The sequence below is a fragment of the Clostridium tepidiprofundi DSM 19306 genome (assembly GCF_001594005.1).
Lineage (GTDB): Bacteria > Bacillota > Clostridia > Clostridiales > Clostridiaceae > Clostridium_AC > Clostridium_AC tepidiprofundi.
Genome location: NZ_LTBA01000040.1, coordinates 1 through 18,366, shown reverse-complemented (window position 1 = coordinate 18,366; position 18,366 = coordinate 1). Strand labels below are relative to the sequence as shown.

17 protein-coding genes are annotated in these 18,366 nt (G+C 26.8%); 4 read left to right on the top strand and 13 right to left on the bottom strand.

Features of this window, described 5'->3' with window-relative positions:
• Positions 1–205 precede the first annotated feature (205 nt).
• From CLTEP_RS11295 to CLTEP_RS11285, 3 genes are all read right to left on the bottom strand, one after another.
• Entirely contained in the window at positions 206–907 is a 702-nt protein-coding gene (locus CLTEP_RS11295; RefSeq protein ID WP_066826766.1) for an ABC transporter permease, read from the bottom strand.
• An 81-nt stretch (positions 908–988) separates the two neighbouring features.
• A complete protein-coding gene (locus CLTEP_RS11290) occupies positions 989–1,735 on the bottom strand; it encodes an ABC transporter permease (RefSeq protein WP_066826764.1) in 747 nt (248 codons plus the stop codon).
• Positions 1,728–2,648 (bottom strand): ABC transporter ATP-binding protein, encoded by a 921-nt coding sequence (locus CLTEP_RS11285; RefSeq protein ID WP_066826762.1) that lies wholly within the window; start codon positions 2,646–2,648, stop codon positions 1,728–1,730. The genes CLTEP_RS11290 and CLTEP_RS11285 overlap by 8 nt, the downstream gene beginning before the upstream one ends.
• 568 nt (positions 2,649–3,216) lie before the next feature.
• Between CLTEP_RS11285 and CLTEP_RS11280 the strand changes: the two genes are divergently transcribed.
• The 3 genes from CLTEP_RS11280 (at position 3,217) to CLTEP_RS11270 (ending at position 5,944) form a co-directional block, all read left to right on the top strand.
• On the top strand, positions 3,217–3,870 hold the full coding sequence (locus tag CLTEP_RS11280) for a hypothetical protein (protein WP_066826760.1): 654 nt from the start codon (positions 3,217–3,219) through the stop codon (positions 3,868–3,870).
• Between the two features lie 62 nt (positions 3,871–3,932).
• Positions 3,933–4,652, top strand: coding sequence for a hypothetical protein (locus tag CLTEP_RS11275; protein ID WP_066826758.1), 720 nt, complete (start codon positions 3,933–3,935; stop codon positions 4,650–4,652).
• A 155-nt stretch (positions 4,653–4,807) separates the two neighbouring features.
• On the top strand, positions 4,808–5,944 hold the full coding sequence (locus CLTEP_RS11270; protein WP_066826756.1) for an IS4 family transposase: 1,137 nt from the start codon (positions 4,808–4,810) through the stop codon (positions 5,942–5,944).
• Positions 5,945–6,244: 300 nt separating this feature from the next.
• Here the strand turns inward: CLTEP_RS11270 and CLTEP_RS11265 are convergent, their stop codons facing one another.
• The 8 genes from CLTEP_RS11265 to CLTEP_RS11240 form a co-directional block, all read right to left on the bottom strand.
• Positions 6,245–7,165 carry an AAA family ATPase gene (locus CLTEP_RS11265; protein ID WP_084364915.1) on the bottom strand — a complete coding sequence of 307 codons (921 nt, stop codon included), beginning with the start codon at positions 7,163–7,165 and terminating at the stop codon, positions 6,245–6,247.
• 845 nt (positions 7,166–8,010) lie between these two features.
• Positions 8,011–8,895: an ABC transporter ATP-binding protein gene (locus CLTEP_RS11260; protein WP_066826754.1), complete on the bottom strand. Its 885-nt coding sequence runs from the start codon at positions 8,893–8,895 to the stop codon at positions 8,011–8,013.
• Positions 8,841–9,491 carry an ABC transporter transmembrane domain-containing protein gene (locus tag CLTEP_RS11255; protein WP_084364913.1) on the bottom strand — a complete coding sequence of 217 codons (651 nt, stop codon included), beginning with the start codon at positions 9,489–9,491 and terminating at the stop codon, positions 8,841–8,843. The genes CLTEP_RS11260 and CLTEP_RS11255 overlap by 55 nt, the downstream gene beginning before the upstream one ends.
• A gap of 127 nt (positions 9,492–9,618) precedes the next feature.
• Entirely contained in the window at positions 9,619–9,753 is a 135-nt protein-coding gene (locus CLTEP_RS15475; protein ID WP_278319549.1) for a hypothetical protein, read from the bottom strand.
• A gap of 91 nt (positions 9,754–9,844) precedes the next feature.
• Entirely contained in the window at positions 9,845–10,309 is a 465-nt protein-coding gene (locus CLTEP_RS11250) for an NUDIX domain-containing protein (RefSeq protein WP_066826751.1), read from the bottom strand.
• 47 nt (positions 10,310–10,356) lie between these two features.
• Complete coding sequence (locus tag CLTEP_RS14900; RefSeq protein ID WP_161938371.1) at positions 10,357–10,506, bottom strand: hypothetical protein; 150 nt, start codon at positions 10,504–10,506, stop codon at positions 10,357–10,359.
• A gap of 607 nt (positions 10,507–11,113) precedes the next feature.
• The gene (locus CLTEP_RS11245) at positions 11,114–12,385 is read right to left on the bottom strand and encodes a S41 family peptidase (protein ID WP_066826750.1); all 1,272 of its coding nucleotides are present in this window, start codon (positions 12,383–12,385) and stop codon (positions 11,114–11,116) included.
• Between the two features lie 263 nt (positions 12,386–12,648).
• Positions 12,649–13,197, bottom strand: coding sequence for a 2'-5' RNA ligase family protein (locus tag CLTEP_RS11240; RefSeq protein ID WP_066826746.1), 549 nt, complete (start codon positions 13,195–13,197; stop codon positions 12,649–12,651).
• A 344-nt stretch (positions 13,198–13,541) separates the two neighbouring features.
• Here CLTEP_RS11240 and CLTEP_RS11235 point away from each other — a divergent pair, with 344 nt between their 5' ends.
• Positions 13,542–16,442: a DEAD/DEAH box helicase gene (locus CLTEP_RS11235; RefSeq protein WP_066826744.1), complete on the top strand. Its 2,901-nt coding sequence runs from the start codon at positions 13,542–13,544 to the stop codon at positions 16,440–16,442.
• 2 nt (positions 16,443–16,444) lie between these two features.
• On the opposite strand, the gene CLTEP_RS11230 is transcribed toward CLTEP_RS11235, so the two are convergent.
• Both CLTEP_RS11230 and CLTEP_RS11225 read right to left on the bottom strand, forming a co-directional pair.
• Positions 16,445–16,852 (bottom strand): (deoxy)nucleoside triphosphate pyrophosphohydrolase, encoded by a 408-nt coding sequence (locus CLTEP_RS11230; protein ID WP_066826742.1) that lies wholly within the window; start codon positions 16,850–16,852, stop codon positions 16,445–16,447.
• A gap of 884 nt (positions 16,853–17,736) precedes the next feature.
• The gene (locus CLTEP_RS11225; protein ID WP_066826739.1) at positions 17,737–17,937 is read right to left on the bottom strand and encodes a cold-shock protein; all 201 of its coding nucleotides are present in this window, start codon (positions 17,935–17,937) and stop codon (positions 17,737–17,739) included.
• Between the last annotated feature and the right edge of the window lie 429 nt (positions 17,938–18,366).

Here is an 18,366-nt window from a genome sequence, read left to right as displayed (position 1 = left end):
AACTATTGAAGATATTAACTACTTAAATAAACGTACACAAATACGTTATTTATGATATATAAATTGTACTATGGAGGTGATAAAAAGTAAAGATTATTATAAAAATTTTTAACAATTATTAAAAAAAATATGCTTAGTCTTTTTTTGAAAAATCATATGTAATTAAGTGTAAAATTTGGTATTTAATTTTTGCTTGATAGATAGATCAAACTAGATTTTGCTCTTTAGAGCTGACAATAGCTATGATAATTTGACTTGGCATAATTGATATATTCTTAATAATTTTGTAAGTATCACTTATAAGCATAAGATTAGATACCACTGGTAATGGAAATGGTATAAAAGCTCTTATAGTTGAAAAGAATAAAAACATGAAACTAGCAACAAGTTGAATACCAATATATATTACTGTAGAAATAATATTTTTACTCACTAATGCAACACATGCTGTCACTGTAATCATAAGCATCTGAAAGAAAAATGCTTTTAAAGTTAATATTAGATGCTTTATAATAACTACTAATGTTAGAGTATTTCTAAAAGATATATAACTAATCGATATTAGCATACCAAATTCTATAATGTATAGTACTAAAGATATCAACATTATGATAATAATCTTACCTATGAATATTTTCCATCTTTCATGCTTGTATATCATCATTGATGATATTGTGTTATTTTTAAATTCCAATACAAATATATATGCAGTGAGTATATTTATTGCTGCAAGAAAACCATAGGAAAAAACAGTCATATTCACCCAAGTAATTAATTCATCAGCATTTTTTATAGCTGTTACATTCAAAGGAGCAGAACTTATTTTAATCAAAATGAATACTCCAATAATCAAAGGAATCCAAATTCGCTTAAGTTTTTTTAATTCGCATATTACAATATTTAACATAATAAACCCCCTATAAAAAAATATATAAACATTAATTCAAAAGAAACAGATTAGATAATTACCATATTTGTATAATATTTGTTAGTGTATATCAGCTTTCCTGTAAAATAAAATACATCCCGTAATACTTACAATGAATACAAAAATCCCCAAAGATATATCACTCTTACTTATAACCATATTTAGTGGTATAGAAATTTTATATACAGGTACTTTAATTTTTGCAACAGGTGCTGCTGGTAAAATTGAAAATATAAAATTATTATATTTACTTCCTAACATATACTTTAAATTTGATATAACTAACACTATAGAATATATTGCTGAAACAGTCATACTCTTGCCGATTAATGCAATCAAAATTGTCAAAGGTATTAGTGCGATCTGAAAAATAAATGAAACTAAAAATACTTTACAATGATTTAAAAGAAGTGCTGATGTTAATGGATGTTTTACAAAAAGAAAACCACTTAAAACAATAAAAACATAACTTATTGCATAAATAATAGCAACCACTAATACACTCATTAAAAATTTATTTATAAAAGCTCCAAATCTACCATTGGGGTAGGAAAAAGCTACTATATCAGTTTTATACCTAAATTCTCTTATAAATATAAATGAAATAATAATTGGAATCACTAAAGTATAAAAAATGATAAAAGCTATGATTTCAAAATTAAAAAAATATCCATACCAATTTAATGATGATATAAATTTTCTATTCATTGTACTAAAAAGCAAGCAAATTAAACACACCAATAGAATACATACATAATATCCCGTTTTTTTCAGTTTCAAAAATTCACTATATAATCCATCAAGCACTTTGTCCACCCCCAGTAAGTTTTACAAAGTAATCCTCAAGAGTATCATTCATAATATTAACCTCGTAAACATCAATCTCCTTGGAAATCATTTTTTTTGCAATATCATTTGATTTATCAAGCATCTCATATATTTTGATTCTATTTGGACTTATTACTTCATAATCCCTTACATTCATCTCTTTCTCTAAAATAGTTACTGCTCTTTTACCATCACTTATCCTTAAATTAATATAATGTCTATTATTCTTTTGAAAACTGTTGTAATCTATCTCTTCTAATAATCTTCCATTATGAATAATACCAATATTGGTTGCAATCTGCTGTATTTCTCCAAGTATATGACTTGATATTAGTATTGTTATTTCTTTCTTTTTATTAAGTTCTAGTAAAGTTTCTCTCATCTCTTTGATTCCAACTGGATCAAGCCCATTAGTTGGCTCATCAAGAATAAGAAACTCCGGTTTATGCAGCAGTGCTCTTGCAACTCCTAATCTTTGCTTCATACCTAAAGAATATTTTTTAACCTTTTTCTTTTTAATATCATAATTATTAAGTCCAACTATTTCTAGAGCTTCATCAATATACTCCTTATTAGGCACTCCCATCATTCTTCTGTGAATATCAAGATTTTCTCTTGCTGTTAGGTTTGGATAAAAACCTGGCGTTTCAATTATTGCACCTATTCTCCCCAAAACATCTCTATTTCCCATATTCTTTCCAAAAATCTCATACTCTCCTTTCGTTGGGAATATAAGCCCCATTATCATTCTCAATGTGGTCGTTTTCCCTGCACCGTTTCTTCCTAAGAATCCGTATATTTCCCCTTTTTTAATATTCATATTGATATTATCAACTACAGATGTTCCTCTATACCTTTTTGTAAGATTATAAGTTTTTAACACATACTCCATTAATTTTTCCCCCTTTTCAATAATTAAGGATTACCCTTCGTTTATATAAATAATAAAGGATAATCCTTAAATCCAAATTACATAATTATTACAAATTTATTAAATATGTAAGGTACCTGACCCCTTTCAAAAATTGGAAATAAAATGAACAATTTTTGTTGCTATGACTGGTAAAAAAGTATCAAAAAAGTTATGAAAATATATGAAACTATGATCGAACGGGCTGAACTCATTGGAAAGTGGTTTGTTACATTGACGCCAATCAAATGTAAAAAGGCAGTTCTATTGGAAAATAAACCATAGGAAATTATTTTTGGGGAAAGAAGGAATTATACTTAAATTCAGTTAAAATTAATTTCAAAGTTACATTTATGTGTAATTATGTTAAATATAAATTGATAAATTATAAGTAAAATGGTATAATTTAAAATAAATGATAGCAATTTAAAATTGACTTGTTATTTATTTTAAATTGCCTAACATATATTCAATAAAGCATTTACATAAATTTGAATATATGTTAATATTGTATTGATAAATTAGAAATTATAAATGTAGGTGACTATTTATGAAAATTAAGAGAAAAACTATCTTAATTATTTTAATTGCTTTTTTTATAGGTTTTGTTACTAATAATTTTATTAATAACAAATTTACTGTAAACGTTGCAAATTCTGAAGTAGCAGTAGATCAATTTAGTATGGAACAATTTGAAAAAATTTCACAATTAATTAGAAACGAATTTAGAATAGAAGGATATGAAAATATGTTTCCATCAAATTATTCTCAAATAAATGGAGTTCCTATGTGTATTGATGGATGCCAAGGTGATACAGCAAATGGATTATATTATAGAGAAAGTAAATTCTTGTTTAGAAATAAAGAAAATGGTATGCAAATATTATTAAGTATAAGTGCAAATAAAAATTATAATTTAAAATCAGATGAAAGAAAATGGTTGCATAGTATATCTTATTCACCTGAAATTTATAACAGCAAACAAAACAAGAATTGGGGAAAATATTATTGTGAAAAATGTTCAAATACTGAAATATTTCAGTACAGCTATGCAATAAGAAATTACAATATAAGTGCAATAGGTTTTGCAGATGTTTCTACATATACCGAACCTAATTATAAAACTAGGGAAAAAGATGCAATGTATTATTTAGCAGAATTTATTGAAGCATTAGATAAATTTTTAAAAGATAACAATATTTAATATTATTTTGATATTAAAACTGGCCAGTTTTAACAATATAATTAAAATAAAGAGATGTTTTTATGAAAAATAAAATAGCTACATTTTTACTGAGTGTTATTTTTATGTTAGGTATAAATCCTACTGTATTTGCAGCTCCTATCATTGACAATAATAATCCTATTATAGATATCGTTAGTATAGATGGTAAAATAGTTTCTAGTAAAGATCCTAAAAATATTGTTATTGGTGATAAATTAGAAAATTATACATTACAAAATAGACGTAAAAATATTGGAGTCAGATGGGCGTATAAATGGGGTGACTATATTCCTAATACATTAAGTTATGATAGTCCTCATGAATATGTAGATAACTCTGATTGGTTTCACTATACTGACTTAAAAGTTAAAAAAGGAATGGTAGCTACCTATCATTATAATCGTTCAGTAACAAAAGAATATGAAGCAGGTTCTGAAATAGAGGCTGGTGCAAGAGCACAAGGTGGAGCAAAATTTATAGCAGAATTAGAAGGTCATATTGACAAAACATGGACTAAGTCCGAAAAAATTTCTATAGTAAAAGGCGATGATAGCGGTATAGAAATTGATGGAAAAATTGAAGATAATGTAGGTACATGGAAATTTTATTGGTATCCTGTATTTAAAGTATATCAACTATATTATGATTGGGAATTAAAGGAACCAGGGGATAGAGATTGGAGAATAGAACAAAGAGATGTAGGTAAAGCAATAGTACCTACAGCAGCATTAAGTTTAGATTCTATTAGTCCTAATGATTAAAAACTAATAAATAAAAAACGTTACTAAATTTAGTAACGTTTTTTCAAGCGTGTTGATTATCCATAATAAGGAATAAAAAAGATATGAAAAAGAGGCCATCCTATGCTAAAATAATTTGTGACCAAACAAATACAGCAATAAGGAGAAATGACCTCATGAAAAAGAGTAACACCATAATAGATATAATGCAAGTGCTTTTAACAGAACAAGAAGTTAAGGAAGTTTGTGATATTCTAGGATATAAAGATACTTCTAGAAAATTCACTGTATATTCGCTACTTAAATTTTTTATAGCGGCAGCTACTGGAGAGTGGAAAAGTTTTAGACATGGCGCTGAAAATACTGCTGATTACGGACTTGAAACTATAGATTATTCTACTGTTTCAAAAAAAGCCACTAAAGTAAATTATAAAATTACTAAGAAATTATTTGAACTTCTAGTAAGCAAGTGTAATCGTGTTACTAAAAGAACTTTAAAACTACCGAAAGATCTATTGGCTATCGATTCAACAACAATTACCGTTGGAAAACCTCGTTTAAAATGGGCAAAATACAAAGGTCAACGTTCTGGTGTAAAACTTCATGTAGCCTTTAATGTTGCACAAATGATGCCTGTAAAAGTAGAAGAAACAATAGCTTTAAAACATGATGGACCAATTGGTGAAAAATTAACAAATACAACTTGTATTTTAGTCGAAGACCGTGCTTATGGTAAACACGAAAGATTTGATAAATTTAAAGAAGAAGGTCAATCATTTGTTATAAGAATAAAGGGAAATATTCATATAATTCAACCAAAATCATTAAAAAGAATGGACAATAAAGATTCTTCTATAATTAAAGATATAACTTGCAAACTTGGAAAAGATGATAAACAAACTAAAAATAGATTCAGAGTAGTTGAATTTAAAGACTTTAAAGGTAAATATATTAGAGTTTGTACTGATATGCTTAATTTATCAGCTGAAAAAATTGCTGCTATTTATAAAGAACGATGGAATATTGAAACTTTTTTTAGGTTTATAAAGCAGAATTTAAATGTAAAAAGATTGTTTGGAACAAGCCAAAATTCAGTTTATAATCAGCTTTTTTGTGGGTTCATAGCATATATTCTTTTACATTTCTTTTATATGGAAACATCACAAACTTGGAAATATGTTAAGTTATCATTTGTTGAATTTACAAGAAAATTATGCAAGGATACTCTTCAAATAGAAGTATATATTTCCATTGACTTTTTAATGCAAAAAATAAAAAATCAGGATAATAATCGTATTGAAAATATTGGATAATCAACACGCTTGACTCTATAAATAATATTTCTTTTTCTGTTTTCGCAATAAAATCTACATCACTCAAAAAAATTTTATTGCTAATTTCATGTATTTCCCATACTTCTTCTACTTTAGAAAAATCAAACCTATACTTTTTATTTTCATCTATCAATACTTTATTTATCATAAAATTCTCCTAAAAAGTCTTTTCAATTACTTTATCAAATAATTTAGTATCTGCTACAATTATTGGATTATTGATTAATTTTCCAAAATACTCATTACTTTGAGATTTAACACCTCTATTTTCAAAAAAGACTATTGTTTTTTCTGCATCATTATCTTTTCTTTGTATAGTTTTTTCTCTTTATATAAATTATGGAATAATACATTATCTTTTTCTGTCCTTTTTATTTCAAAATATTTTGCAAGATTATAACTATGGGTTGCAATAAATACTTGAACGCCGTTTCTTTGTAGTTCTAATAACACATCAATCAATACTGGCATTAATTCCGGATTAATATTGGCTTCTGGTTCATCCCATAATAATATTGTATCCTTTTCTATTAAGCCATTTCTAATTAATTTCCATAGAAGACCAAACTTTCTTAAGCCTTCTGCTTCAAAAGAAAATTCTACCTTCATTCCATTATTTTTTACCACATAAAAAGTATCATTTTCGTAAATAACTTCTCCATCAATTACTTTTGAAATTATATTTAATAATTTTTGATTTAACTTTGATACATTTCTTGTTTCTGGAAGTTCTGCATTTACAATAATATCAATTTGTGTTGCATCAAATGGCATTGAATAGTTTTGATTCATTGCTAAAAAGCCTTTAGAATGTGATAACATCTCAGTTGTAGGTATAAAAATTGATTTTATACCTAATTCAGACCATTTACCTAGCTTTAATATGGCATCATAAGATAAATTAAATTCAAATTTATTATCTTTACTTGTTGCTTCAAAAACTGAATAGGTATCTTTTCTATCATAATTTTTTAATAAATTTATATCTTTTTTTCCATAATTAAAATAATTAAAAATATTTTTAGTTTTATCTTCATCCATAGTTTCATTACTCCACTCACAAGCAGCATATATCATCTTTAGTAAAGTTGTTTTACCGGTTCCATTTTCTCCTATAATAACATTTATCCCTTTTGAAAAATCCATTTTTAGTTCATCAAAAGCTGTAATGTTTTTTAGGCATATTTTATCAATACTCATTCTTGCATGCCCCCGTTTATATGATATACTTATATTTTGGTTTCAGATATTGGTATTATAATAAACAATATCTGTTTCTATTAGTGCTTTCTAAATACCTTTATACTATTGTTGTTGTCGTGAACTCTTCGTACCTTGCTTACGTTGAAGTAGAGAACTCTTTTATTATATTATAGTCTAATAAACTATTAATATAAACAATTTTTAATTTTTAAAAGGCAACAGGTATCTTTTAAAAATTAGAAACAAAATTATTGTAACGATTAATAAATCTTGAATAATGAGGACATACCTAAATCCATTATCATATCATCCAAACATTCACTCATTGAATCAGAAAAATAAACAAGTTTTTTTCTAATAAGAAAAGCCAGTAGCACACCCCACAACACAAAAAGCACCCCAAATAATAAGAGTAAAAAGCGTGCTTTCCAATACTCTGTTACTGAAAATACAACAACTGTAAATAATACAAAAGTATAGCAACAAAAATTCTCAGCATCTTATAATCTGTAGAAGTAAGTACAAGAGTCTCATTATTTTTAATTGCAATAAGCTTATTAAAATCTATGTAAGGTACCTGACCCCTTTCAAAAATTGGAAATGAAATGAACAATTTTTGTTGCTATTTAAATAGAATCAAAAACTCTTCTTATCACTTTCTTCAGAATAATGGGACAAAAGTGTAGAATATACACCTCCTAGTTTGATGAGATTTTCATAACTTCCATGCTCAATTAACTGCCCCTCTTGAATAACATATATTTCATCGCAATTCTGTATACTGGCCAAACGATGGGTAATATTTATGATTGTTTTATTCCTCATAAAATGATTTAATGCAGTTAAAACTTTTTTTCAGTACCTAAATCAAGTCCTGAAGTTGCCTCATCAAGTATAATAACATTCGGTTTTGTTAAGAAAAACCTTGCCAGCAATATTCTTTGCCTTTGACCGCTTGATAAATTACATCCATTCTCTTCTATATGATAGTTATAAGCATCGGTAAGCTTCTCAATAAACTCATGAGCACATGCTGCCTTCGCTGCTTCAATCATTTCGTTCTCAGATATATCCAAATTGTCCAATATAATATTTTCTCTTATTGTACCGGAAAATAGAATACTCTCTCTAGAAACATATCTTATACTACTTCTCAAAGATTTAAGTGTGTAATCACATATATTTTTATTATTTATTAGCAATACACCACTATCAGTATCATAAAATCTGAGCATTAGACTAGCTAATGTTGATTTTCCTGAACCGCTTGTCCCTACAATTGCCACATTGCTTCCATTTTTTATTTTAAGATTTATTTTTTTTATGGTATCTTCTCCATCTTTCTGATATTTGAAGCTTACGTTTTTAAATTCAATATCAACACTCTTCGTTTCCAGTATTGAATTTCCATCTACAATAGATGGTTTAGTTTCTAAAAAATCAAATGTAAGTTCTGCTGCTGCCAAGGATGATTGAATCTGATTATTGATTGAAATAAACTGCCTGACCGGTGTAAATAATACATTGAGATAGCCTATAAAAGCTACCAATGTACCTATAGACATAGAACCTGAAATAACAAACTTTCCTCCTATAAAGAACATTAATACGGTTAATGATAAATATAAAAAATGTCCACTTGCAAATGAAGAATACCTAATCATTCTTTGATTTATAACAAGCTTAAGCTGTTTTTTAAACTGCTTACTAATTTTTGGAAATCCCATGCCTCCAGCGTATTAACTTTAATATCCGTAATAGCTAATATACTTTCCTGCAAACATGTTGAAATCTGAAGCTCATTTTCTTGAACTTTTTTTGAAGATTTCCTAACTGGCTTAATGGAAAGCTTGCAGATTATAGCATATAAAATTAGAAATGGTATACTTATTAAAGATAACTTCCAGTTAAGCTTAAAGATAGTATAAAGTGAAACGCAGAACCATACAAAATAAAATAAAATATCTGGAATTATATTTTGATATAAATTACCCATTGCAGGAATACCGTTAGTGAAGTAATACATTATAGCTCCTACTCCATTTTGCTTAAAATAACTTACATTCTGCTTTTGAAGTTTTCTATATAATTCTTCCCGTAGGTTTCTTATTGTTCTTTCTCCTACAGTAGTAAAGCAGTAATCTCTAAGAGCTTCAATAAAAATGTCAGCTATAATAGCCAACCACCATACCATTATTGTTGTAAACAGTAAATTTGTATTTTTTTTTATAAAAACATCATCAATAAGTATTTTTTGAGCCCATGGCCCAACCAAGCGCAAACAAGCTACAGTAAAAGTTAGTATAATAGCGAATATTTCCATTTTTCAGTATGATTTTAAATATTTCAGAGCTCTAACAAACATATTGTACTCACCTTATTTCTTTATTTTTCTGCATTCGAGAATAAATTGTTCTGTAAATACATAGATTGGTAATAAAATTGCCAATCTATGTAAGGTACCTGCCCCCTTTCACTTTCATAATACACTTTTCTATTGTTTCTTCTTTTATTTTAGGCCATCTTATTGCTTCATTTAATTCTTCTATAGTTTTGTCTTCAAAGACTTTTTCTCCACCAAACAATGCTAAATTGAATTTTCCAAATTTTTACCTGTTCCCTATATGCTTAGTATTCTGCTTTTAAAATTTTCATAAAATCAATAATATTAATTGATTACAATTTCTCCAAGTTTCTTTCTCTCTTTGGAATAGATTTTATGTTCTTATATTTTTTTAAATCTGCTATTAATGCCTTTTTTACTTCTTCTATAATATTCAAATTATGTATATCCTCAATTTTAACAACTGTGGGAATATATAAACCTCGATTTTTTTCTTGAAATTCAGGTCCATTTCCTATTTTTATTTCTCCACTTATATAGTCACATAAATATAATATTTCTAATTGACCTTCATCTACATAGCTTAATCTATATAACTCTTTATCTACTTTAACATTAATACTTAATTCTTCAAAAGCCTCCCTAACTATACACTCTTCAGGAGTTTCTTCTCCTTCTACACCACCACCAGGAAACACATAATATTCAACTCTTTTCCCACCAATTTCTCTAATCCTGTGTATCATTAATATCCCTTCATTATATGGAATTATTGCCCTTGATCTTAATTTCACCATTAACTCCCCCCCATTTTTAACACCTTTGTTTATCTCAATATATAAATCTATAAAGTGTTTTCTTCATCTAATATTGACGTTAGAAATTCCAAATATCCTTTGTCATTATTAAAAAGTATTTGAGCATATGTCATGCTTATTATTATATCTTCTTGTTCCATTTTGTTAACATTAAATACTCCAAATATCCTTAACATCATAAAATATTTAATATGTTTATTAATATGATTTCTTAATTTATCTTGGTTGAAAATATTAATATACTCAATTAAAAATTGCTTTCTTAATTCTGGTGTGCATGGATTAAAAGAAATATCAATTTCACAAATTTGATGATTTATAGAATAGGTAATTTGAGGTTCATTTTGACTGATTTTTTTATATTTTCATCATGCATCCAAAAAGAAAGTTCTTCTCCATTTATTCTCATTTTATAATTTAATAACTATAGTTGAAAAAATTTCATAACATATATTTATAGTTGAATAATTTCATAAAAAATAGAGACAAATTTCGTTTTTGTTGTATAAATTATTTTGTGAACAAACTTTAACAACAGAAATAAAATTGTGTCTCATAAAAACAGTTTACCAGAAAAATCACCAATAAGCTAGTTTTTATTTAGCCTTGAATTCTTTTTATATTTTTTCAAACCTGTTTTAAATCATATTGAGCAATTATGAATCTGCTAAAAATAATATTCCTATTGAAACTGTTTTTAAAACCATGAAAGTAGCATAAGGCGTAATGTAAATATCTACTGAGAAAATTTGTATTTAAATTTTCTCATTTATAGATATAAATCTATTTATTTTTCTCTGTTTCATGTATTATATCTACGGTTCTATTTATAACACCCTCTTCACCTAAATAAGTAACATTAAGTTCAATATCAGGAGTTGTCTTCATCTCCATATTAGATGTTCCATCAGGATTAAGTCCCATTATACCTACAAACCCTACGATTAACCCACTATTTGGTAAAGACATTATTAGAGGATTAGCTCCTATACCATCCCCACCTGTTTTTTCTCCAATTAGTGTTGCCAAATTGGTTCCCTTAGCAAATGATGCAAAAGCTTCAGCTGATGAAAAAACATAATGATCTACTAATAGAAAAATTTTCCCCTTAAAACCTACAGAATTATTGGGTTCAAGATCAATTATTCTTTCAGTATAATATTTGAATTTATTTTTAATCTCTTCAGGATAATTTTCATTGGAAGCAAGTTCATCAATAGGACTAAAATCTGCACCACTTTGCTTATAAAAGTATTGAGGATATTTTTCACCTTTAAATACTAAAGTTGAGTTTAAACTAATTTTTTGATCTATTAGATGTTCCATAATGTTTATCCAGCAATTATCTGTTCCTCCTGTGTTTCCTCTAATATCAATAATTAAATAGGGATAATCCTTTATATCTTTAAAGAAACTATATACATCATTAATTTGATTCTCTGTACGATAAATAGGTTTCATTTCTTTAATTTTTAAGTAAGCAATTTTTCCATCTTCTATAATGTTTGTTTCAAAATTATCATTACTATATGAATCATCCTCGTTTTTAGATGAATAAAAATTCTCAATATTGTTCTTTTTCAATATTTTTTCCCACTGAAGATTCTTATTTATTACTGATTTATCATTTAAAATTTTAAGCCAAGGATCAAAACGAGAATTTTCATTAGCTTTATTATAAGAATCTCTTATTTCACTAACATATGTTGGAAAATATAAAGAGGTATGCCCATCATTTAATTTTTTCAGTATACGACTCAGCACTATAAAAAACTCAAAATTATCCTTAGTTTTCATAATAGATTTTTCAAACTCTTCTTTATTTGCCAACCAATCATAACCATTTAATCTTTTATTCACGTCAAAGTAAACATAGTTTTCTTCAAGTATATTATACATATATCTGAAATCCTCTAGTTTTTGCGCTATAGTTAAGTTACCTAGCGCATTATTATTCTTTGTTGTTTTATAATTATAAATATATATAGATGTTGATGATATAATAATAGCTATTATAATCCCAAATATAGTTGTTTTATTGCAATACTTTTTCATTTATATTATACCTCCTAATTATTTATTAGCGTTACATGAAACAAAATCATCATACCATTGTTTTACATAAATTACAACATATTAAATGACTTGTCCGTATATTTTTTGTATATGTGCAAATACTAAGTATTATTGTAATTAATTTGTTTAAAACAAAATTAATAAATACTTTAAATCAAAAAAATATATCAAGTGAATCGATTATCATATTTTATGGATAATCAACTCGCTTAATATAATGTTTAAATAATTATTTTTAAAATCTATTTTAGTTTCTTTGAAAAAACAGTAGAAACTCCAACACTTTTATTGTTTTCATATTCAACTTTTATCAAAGATATTTCACTTATTTGTGCTTTAATAACATCCATATTTTGGGAACAATAATTAAATGCTTCTACCAATTTCTCCTGACTTAATCTATTAGCGATAGTACAATGTGGAATCCATTTACTTGGAAGATAAAATGAATCTGGTTCATCGTTATATTTTTTAAACCACTCATGATGCTCATGGTGAAAGTTTAACAATTCTTTTGACAAAGTTGGTGCTACAAATAATGTCCTTGAATTTAAAAAACTTCCTAAAACACCTAAATTAATTTGAACTCTTGACTTAAAACTATATAACTTATCCATGTCCTTAATGAATTCTTTTTCATCTAAGCAATTGTAATCTGCAATAGTGATATGTGGTCTTCTATTTTCTTCTTCCTCTGAATAGTAGGAAATATTATTTTCAACTAATACTTTCCACAAATTTTTTATATATTCTTCCGTTTTATTATCAAAACATGCTATAACTCCATACATACACTCTCTGTTGACTCATATGTATTATTCAAAATAACCTTATCTAAAATCTTTTATTAAGCCAACAGTTACACCCCCTTACATTCTATGTTTTAACAATATTCTAACGCGTGTTATGCAAATAAGCAATATTATAACCTTTTTCAAATTAACCACAAATTAATTATCACAATAGTGAACTCGTTTTGCTAAAGTAAAACAACAAAACATCGGCACTTCAGCTGAAAACTCTAGTCCACTAAAAACAAAATCTTTAATATTATGGTATAATTAAGGCTGGATTACAATTATAGTTTGCCAATTGGTTAGAGCTTTCTTATGTATATATTGAAGTGGGGGATTTTATGAATTTAATACTAAATAATATAGACATTAGTAAAGAGAAGCAAATTAGTTTTGTTGATCTTAAAAATAAAGAGATAGAAAATATTGAATTTCTAGTAAATAATAAGTTAATAGTAAATTCAGAAAAGGGGAATCTTTTATATGAACTTAAGGAATGTTTAAGTCAGTGTGAAAAGTTTTATTTTAGTGTGGCATTTATTAATTTTAGTGGACTTCAACTTCTACTAGATAGCCTTAAGGAACTTGAAGAAAAAGGTGTTAGTGGTAAAATAGTAACTTCTACATATCTTAATTTTACTGAACCGAAAGCTCTTGAAAGAATACGAAAATTCAAAAATATTGATTTGAAGATTTTTGTGGCTTCTAATGAAAAGGGTTTTCATACTAAAGCTTATATTTTTGAAAATAAAGAGGAATACAAGATTATTATAGGTTCTTCTAATATTACGCAGAGAGCATTAAAGAGTAATATTGAGTGGAATGTTAGTATTATTTCTAAAAAAGATAATAGCTTTACCCGAAAGGTTTTAGAGGAGTATTTAAACTTATGGGAATTGACTTCCGTTGTGGATAATGACTTTCTTAATAGCTATAGCAATTTTCTTAAACAAATTAAAAAAGCTCAAGTTAATAAAAAATTAGAATTTAGCAATTATGAATTAATTAAACCTAACAAAATGCAAAAGAGAGCTATGGAAAATTTGAATAGATTAAGAGCTTCAGGTGAAAATAAAGCTTTGGTTATTGCCGCTACCGGTACTGGAAAAACTTACATGTCAGCTTTTGATGTTATGAGTTACAAACCTAAAAAAATGTTATTTTTAGCTCATAGGGAAGAAATATTAAGAAGTGCCGAGAAAACATTTAAGAAGTTAGTTAAGAATAAAGATAAATATACAGGAATTTTAACCGGTAAAATTAAGGAAATAAATGCAGATTATTTATTTTCTACTGTACAATCGATGAATAATCATCTTAAAAATTTTAGTCCACATGATTTTGAATATATAATTATTGATGAGGCTCATCACGCCTCTAGTCAATCTTATAAGAAAGTTATGAGTTATTTCAAACCTAAATTTTTACTTGGTATGACTGCAACACCTGAAAGATGTGATAACGGAAATATATTTGATATTTTTGGAAATAACATTGCTTTAGAAGTAAGACTTAGGGAGGCATTAGAACTTGAATTAGTTGTACCTTTTCATTATTTTGGTATAACTGACATTGAGAGTGTTGATTTAAGTGATGTAAATCTTCAAAATATAGATGAAATTACCAAAAGATTAAAGGTTAACGAAAGAGTTGAGTTTATAATTGAAAAAATAGAGTTTTATGGATATGACGGATATAAACGTAAAGGGGTAGGCTTTTGCGCTAGTATTGAACATGCTAAGTATATGGCTGATGAGTTTAATAAAAGAGGTATAAAAAGTGTATGTTTAACAGGAAAAATTTCCGCTGATGAAAGAGAATATTATATACATAAATTAGAATCAAATGAGGATGATTTAGAATTTATATTTACTGTAGACGTTTTTAATGAAGGAGTGGACATACCATCCATTAATTTGGTTTTGATGCTTAGACCAACTAATTCACCTATAATATTCATACAACAGCTTGGTAGAGGTCTTAGAAAGTATAAAGAAAAGTCTTTCTTAACCGTATTAGATTTTATAGGAAATCATAATAAAGCATTTTTAATAGCAATAGCTTTAAATGGTTCAAGGTATTACGATAAGGATAGCTTAAAGGTAGCTGTAGCTACTCAATTTAGTAATATACCAGGGTGTACAAATATTCATATGGATAGAATTTCTCAAGAAAGAATATTAAAACAGTTAACTGAAGAAAATTTTAATTCAATGAAGTATTTACGGGAAGAATATCTAGAATTTAAGAAAATGAACGGTGGTAAAGCTCCGTATTATCTTATGGATTATATAAAATATGATGGAGCAATAGATCCTTTAATATTTTTAAATAAGGAAAAAACTTACATTGAGTTTGTTGCTAAGATGGAAAAGAATGAAGCTCTAAAAAAATTATTAGAAGATGAAGTTTTTTTTAAAATTCTTAAAGAACTTTCAAGTATGTTACCTATAAAAAGAGTATATGAATTTAGTATCATTAAGTATTTACTAAATCATGAAGAAATAAGTTTAGAACAAGCTAGAAATGAAATATTAAAACATATTGAACATGTTGATAATACTAGTATTTTACATGCTTTTCAGTTCTTAAATCAAGATTATTATGATTCAAATCAAGTTAAAAGTAATATTAAATGCTTTGAACTTAATGGTACAGTATTAAGTTGTACATGGAATTTTAAGAAAGTAATACATAATACTAAATATAGAATATATATTGAAGATGTTGTAAATTATGCTCTCATAAGGTATGAAAAAGAGTTTGGAAGTAAATATTATGGAGTACCATTTTTCAAAATATTTGAACAGTATAAAATGATAGATGTAGCTTTACTTTCAAATTACACTAAAATCCATACTTCCTTTAGGGGAAGTGGTTTAATAACAAATGGAAAAGAATATTTTATTTTTGTAGATTTACATAAGGAAGAGTGTATTAAAGAAAGTATAAATTATAAAGATAAATTTATTAATAGTAAAGAATTTCAATGGCAAAGTCCTAATAGTACTTCTCAAAAATCAGAAAGAGGACAAAATATAATATTTAATAAAAAAAGAGGAATTAATCTTCATATTTTCGTAAGAAAGTATAAGCAAATCGATAGAGTCTCCCAGCCTTATATTTATATTGGTAAAGGTGATGTAATAGAGTATGAGGGCGAAAAACCTATAACTGTTAAAATAAAATTGGAAAATGAAATTCCTATGCATTTATATACAGAATTCACAAAAAAGGTATAGCATTATTTTGCTATGCCTTTTTCTTCTACAAGCTGTTTTACAGCTGGAATATCTGCAGGAGCCCACTTTAAAGAAAGTAAATTTTCTCTATGCAACCATATTAATTTTGAATGCTCACTTATTTTAGGAGTACCAGTTACCAAGCGGCATTTAACAGTAATCAAATTTACTATGAAATTATCATATTCATGAATATTATCATTAAAAACATCAATAAATTCAACTTTGCAAGATAGTTCTTCTTTTATTTCTCTTTCAATAGCTTGTTTAAATGTTTCATTATCTTCGATTTTACCGCCAGGAAACTCCCACATATTTGGAATAGACATTCTTGGAGAACGAAGAGCACATAGAATTTCATTGTTTTCATTTTCAATGATAGCACCTACAACTTTTATTAATTTCTTCATTTTAAAACACCTCACTGTATAATCTCTTGATTATTTTAGCATAAAAAGTCTAAAAGTTGTATTGCCACAAAACAAGACATATTGGTGGTAAAGTCATATTGATAAATACTACTTTACGTAACCAATTTATCAATAAATTCCACCTAAAGACGTTTTATCCGTTACACCTTCTACGATAAATAGAATAACCTTTTTAGTTCTCATCAGTCATCCTCCTTTTGTCCTCCAAGATTAATACTTCGATAATACAACTTTCTCAGATTATTGTTGCTTTTCACATTCGTAAATCGCATATACCGATTCTTTGGATTTGTTGTTGTAAATATAATCGAATTTGCATCCAGCATTTCAAGTGGTCTTAAATTATGAGAAGTAAATATTAGTTGTCCTTTTCCACTTTCGCTGATAATCTAAAGAAGCTCACCAAGCAAATATTCAAAAATACCGGCATCCAATTCGTCAAACTGTAGAGTTGTTAAACATCGCTATTAAAGTACTCAGTATAGATATAATTTTCTTGATACCGTCGTTCTTTATAATAAACAGATTGAGATTTGAATAGTGCTTCAAAGATAAGATGATGTCCGTATAGCTTTTAAAGACATTATTTTTCTTAATAACTTCCTCTACCTCACTGCTAAAAACAATGGTTAAATGTATTATGTTTTCCTTTCAATTTTTCTGCTATTGCAGTTCTATAACACCAAAGCTCCAATATCTCCTAATAAGCCTAATCTTAAATTCAATCCACGCTATTATTAAAAATCTATTTCATTAATATGTAAAATTACATATTAACTATTTAATGAATTAACAGATAGTACGTATTAAAGTATACTAAAAAACCTCATGCTAATTAAATAACATGAGGTTAAAAATATTCATTATTCTACAATAGTAATATTTTCTGCTTGAGGGCCTTTATGACCTTGTGCCAAATCAAAAGTCACACTTTGGCCTTCTTCTAATGTTTTGAATCCATCAGTATTGATTTGAGAAAAATGTGCGAATACATCTTTTCCATCCTCTCCTGTAATAAATCCAAAACCTTTCTCTGCATTAAACCATTTTACTGTTCCGCTCATATAAACGTACCTCCTAATTTTTTTCTTAAATTCCTGTAATACTCATAACAAATACTTTTTAAATTAGGATAATACTTCTACCCATGAGCACCATTCTTAATCAAAAACATCTATGTTATTCTGTTTACTATCAATTTAAGCTATAATTTATTATATCATCATATTTTATATTTGTCAAATATTTTTATTATACCTCCAGCTCTAAAGAGCAAAATCTAGTTTGATCTATCTATCAAGCAAAAATTAAATGCCAAATTTTACACTTAATTACATATGATTTTTCAAAAAAAGACTAAGCATATTTTTTTTAATAATTGTTAAAAATTTTTATAATAATCTTTACTTTTTATCACCTCCATAGTACAATTTATATATCATAAATAACGTATTTGTGTACGTTTATTTAAGTAGTTAATATCTTCAATAGTT

Coding starts and splice junctions, on each gene's coding strand:
- CLTEP_RS11295 (WP_066826766.1), bottom strand. CDS start 907: ATGTTAAATATTGTAATATGCGAATTAAAAAAACTTAAGCGAATTTGG.
- CLTEP_RS11285 (WP_066826762.1), bottom strand. CDS start 2,648: ATGGAGTATGTGTTAAAAACTTATAATCTTACAAAAAGGTATAGAGGA.
- CLTEP_RS11280 (WP_066826760.1), top strand. CDS start 3,217: ATGAAAATTAAGAGAAAAACTATCTTAATTATTTTAATTGCTTTTTTT.
- CLTEP_RS11275 (WP_066826758.1), top strand. CDS start 3,933: ATGAAAAATAAAATAGCTACATTTTTACTGAGTGTTATTTTTATGTTA.
- CLTEP_RS11270 (WP_066826756.1), top strand. CDS start 4,808: ATGAAAAAGAGTAACACCATAATAGATATAATGCAAGTGCTTTTAACA.
- CLTEP_RS11265 (WP_084364915.1), bottom strand. CDS start 7,165: ATGAGTATTGATAAAATATGCCTAAAAAACATTACAGCTTTTGATGAA.
- CLTEP_RS11260 (WP_066826754.1), bottom strand. CDS start 8,895: ATGGGATTTCCAAAAATTAGTAAGCAGTTTAAAAAACAGCTTAAGCTT.
- CLTEP_RS11255 (WP_084364913.1), bottom strand. CDS start 9,491: ATGGAAATATTCGCTATTATACTAACTTTTACTGTAGCTTGTTTGCGC.
- CLTEP_RS11250 (WP_066826751.1), bottom strand. CDS start 10,309: ATGGTGAAATTAAGATCAAGGGCAATAATTCCATATAATGAAGGGATA.
- CLTEP_RS14900 (WP_161938371.1), bottom strand. CDS start 10,506: ATGTTAAGGATATTTGGAGTATTTAATGTTAACAAAATGGAACAAGAA.
- CLTEP_RS11245 (WP_066826750.1), bottom strand. CDS start 12,385: ATGAAAAAGTATTGCAATAAAACAACTATATTTGGGATTATAATAGCT.
- CLTEP_RS11240 (WP_066826746.1), bottom strand. CDS start 13,197: ATGTATGGAGTTATAGCATGTTTTGATAATAAAACGGAAGAATATATA.
- CLTEP_RS11235 (WP_066826744.1), top strand. CDS start 13,542: ATGAATTTAATACTAAATAATATAGACATTAGTAAAGAGAAGCAAATT.
- CLTEP_RS11230 (WP_066826742.1), bottom strand. CDS start 16,852: ATGAAGAAATTAATAAAAGTTGTAGGTGCTATCATTGAAAATGAAAAC.
- CLTEP_RS11225 (WP_066826739.1), bottom strand. CDS start 17,937: ATGAGCGGAACAGTAAAATGGTTTAATGCAGAGAAAGGTTTTGGATTT.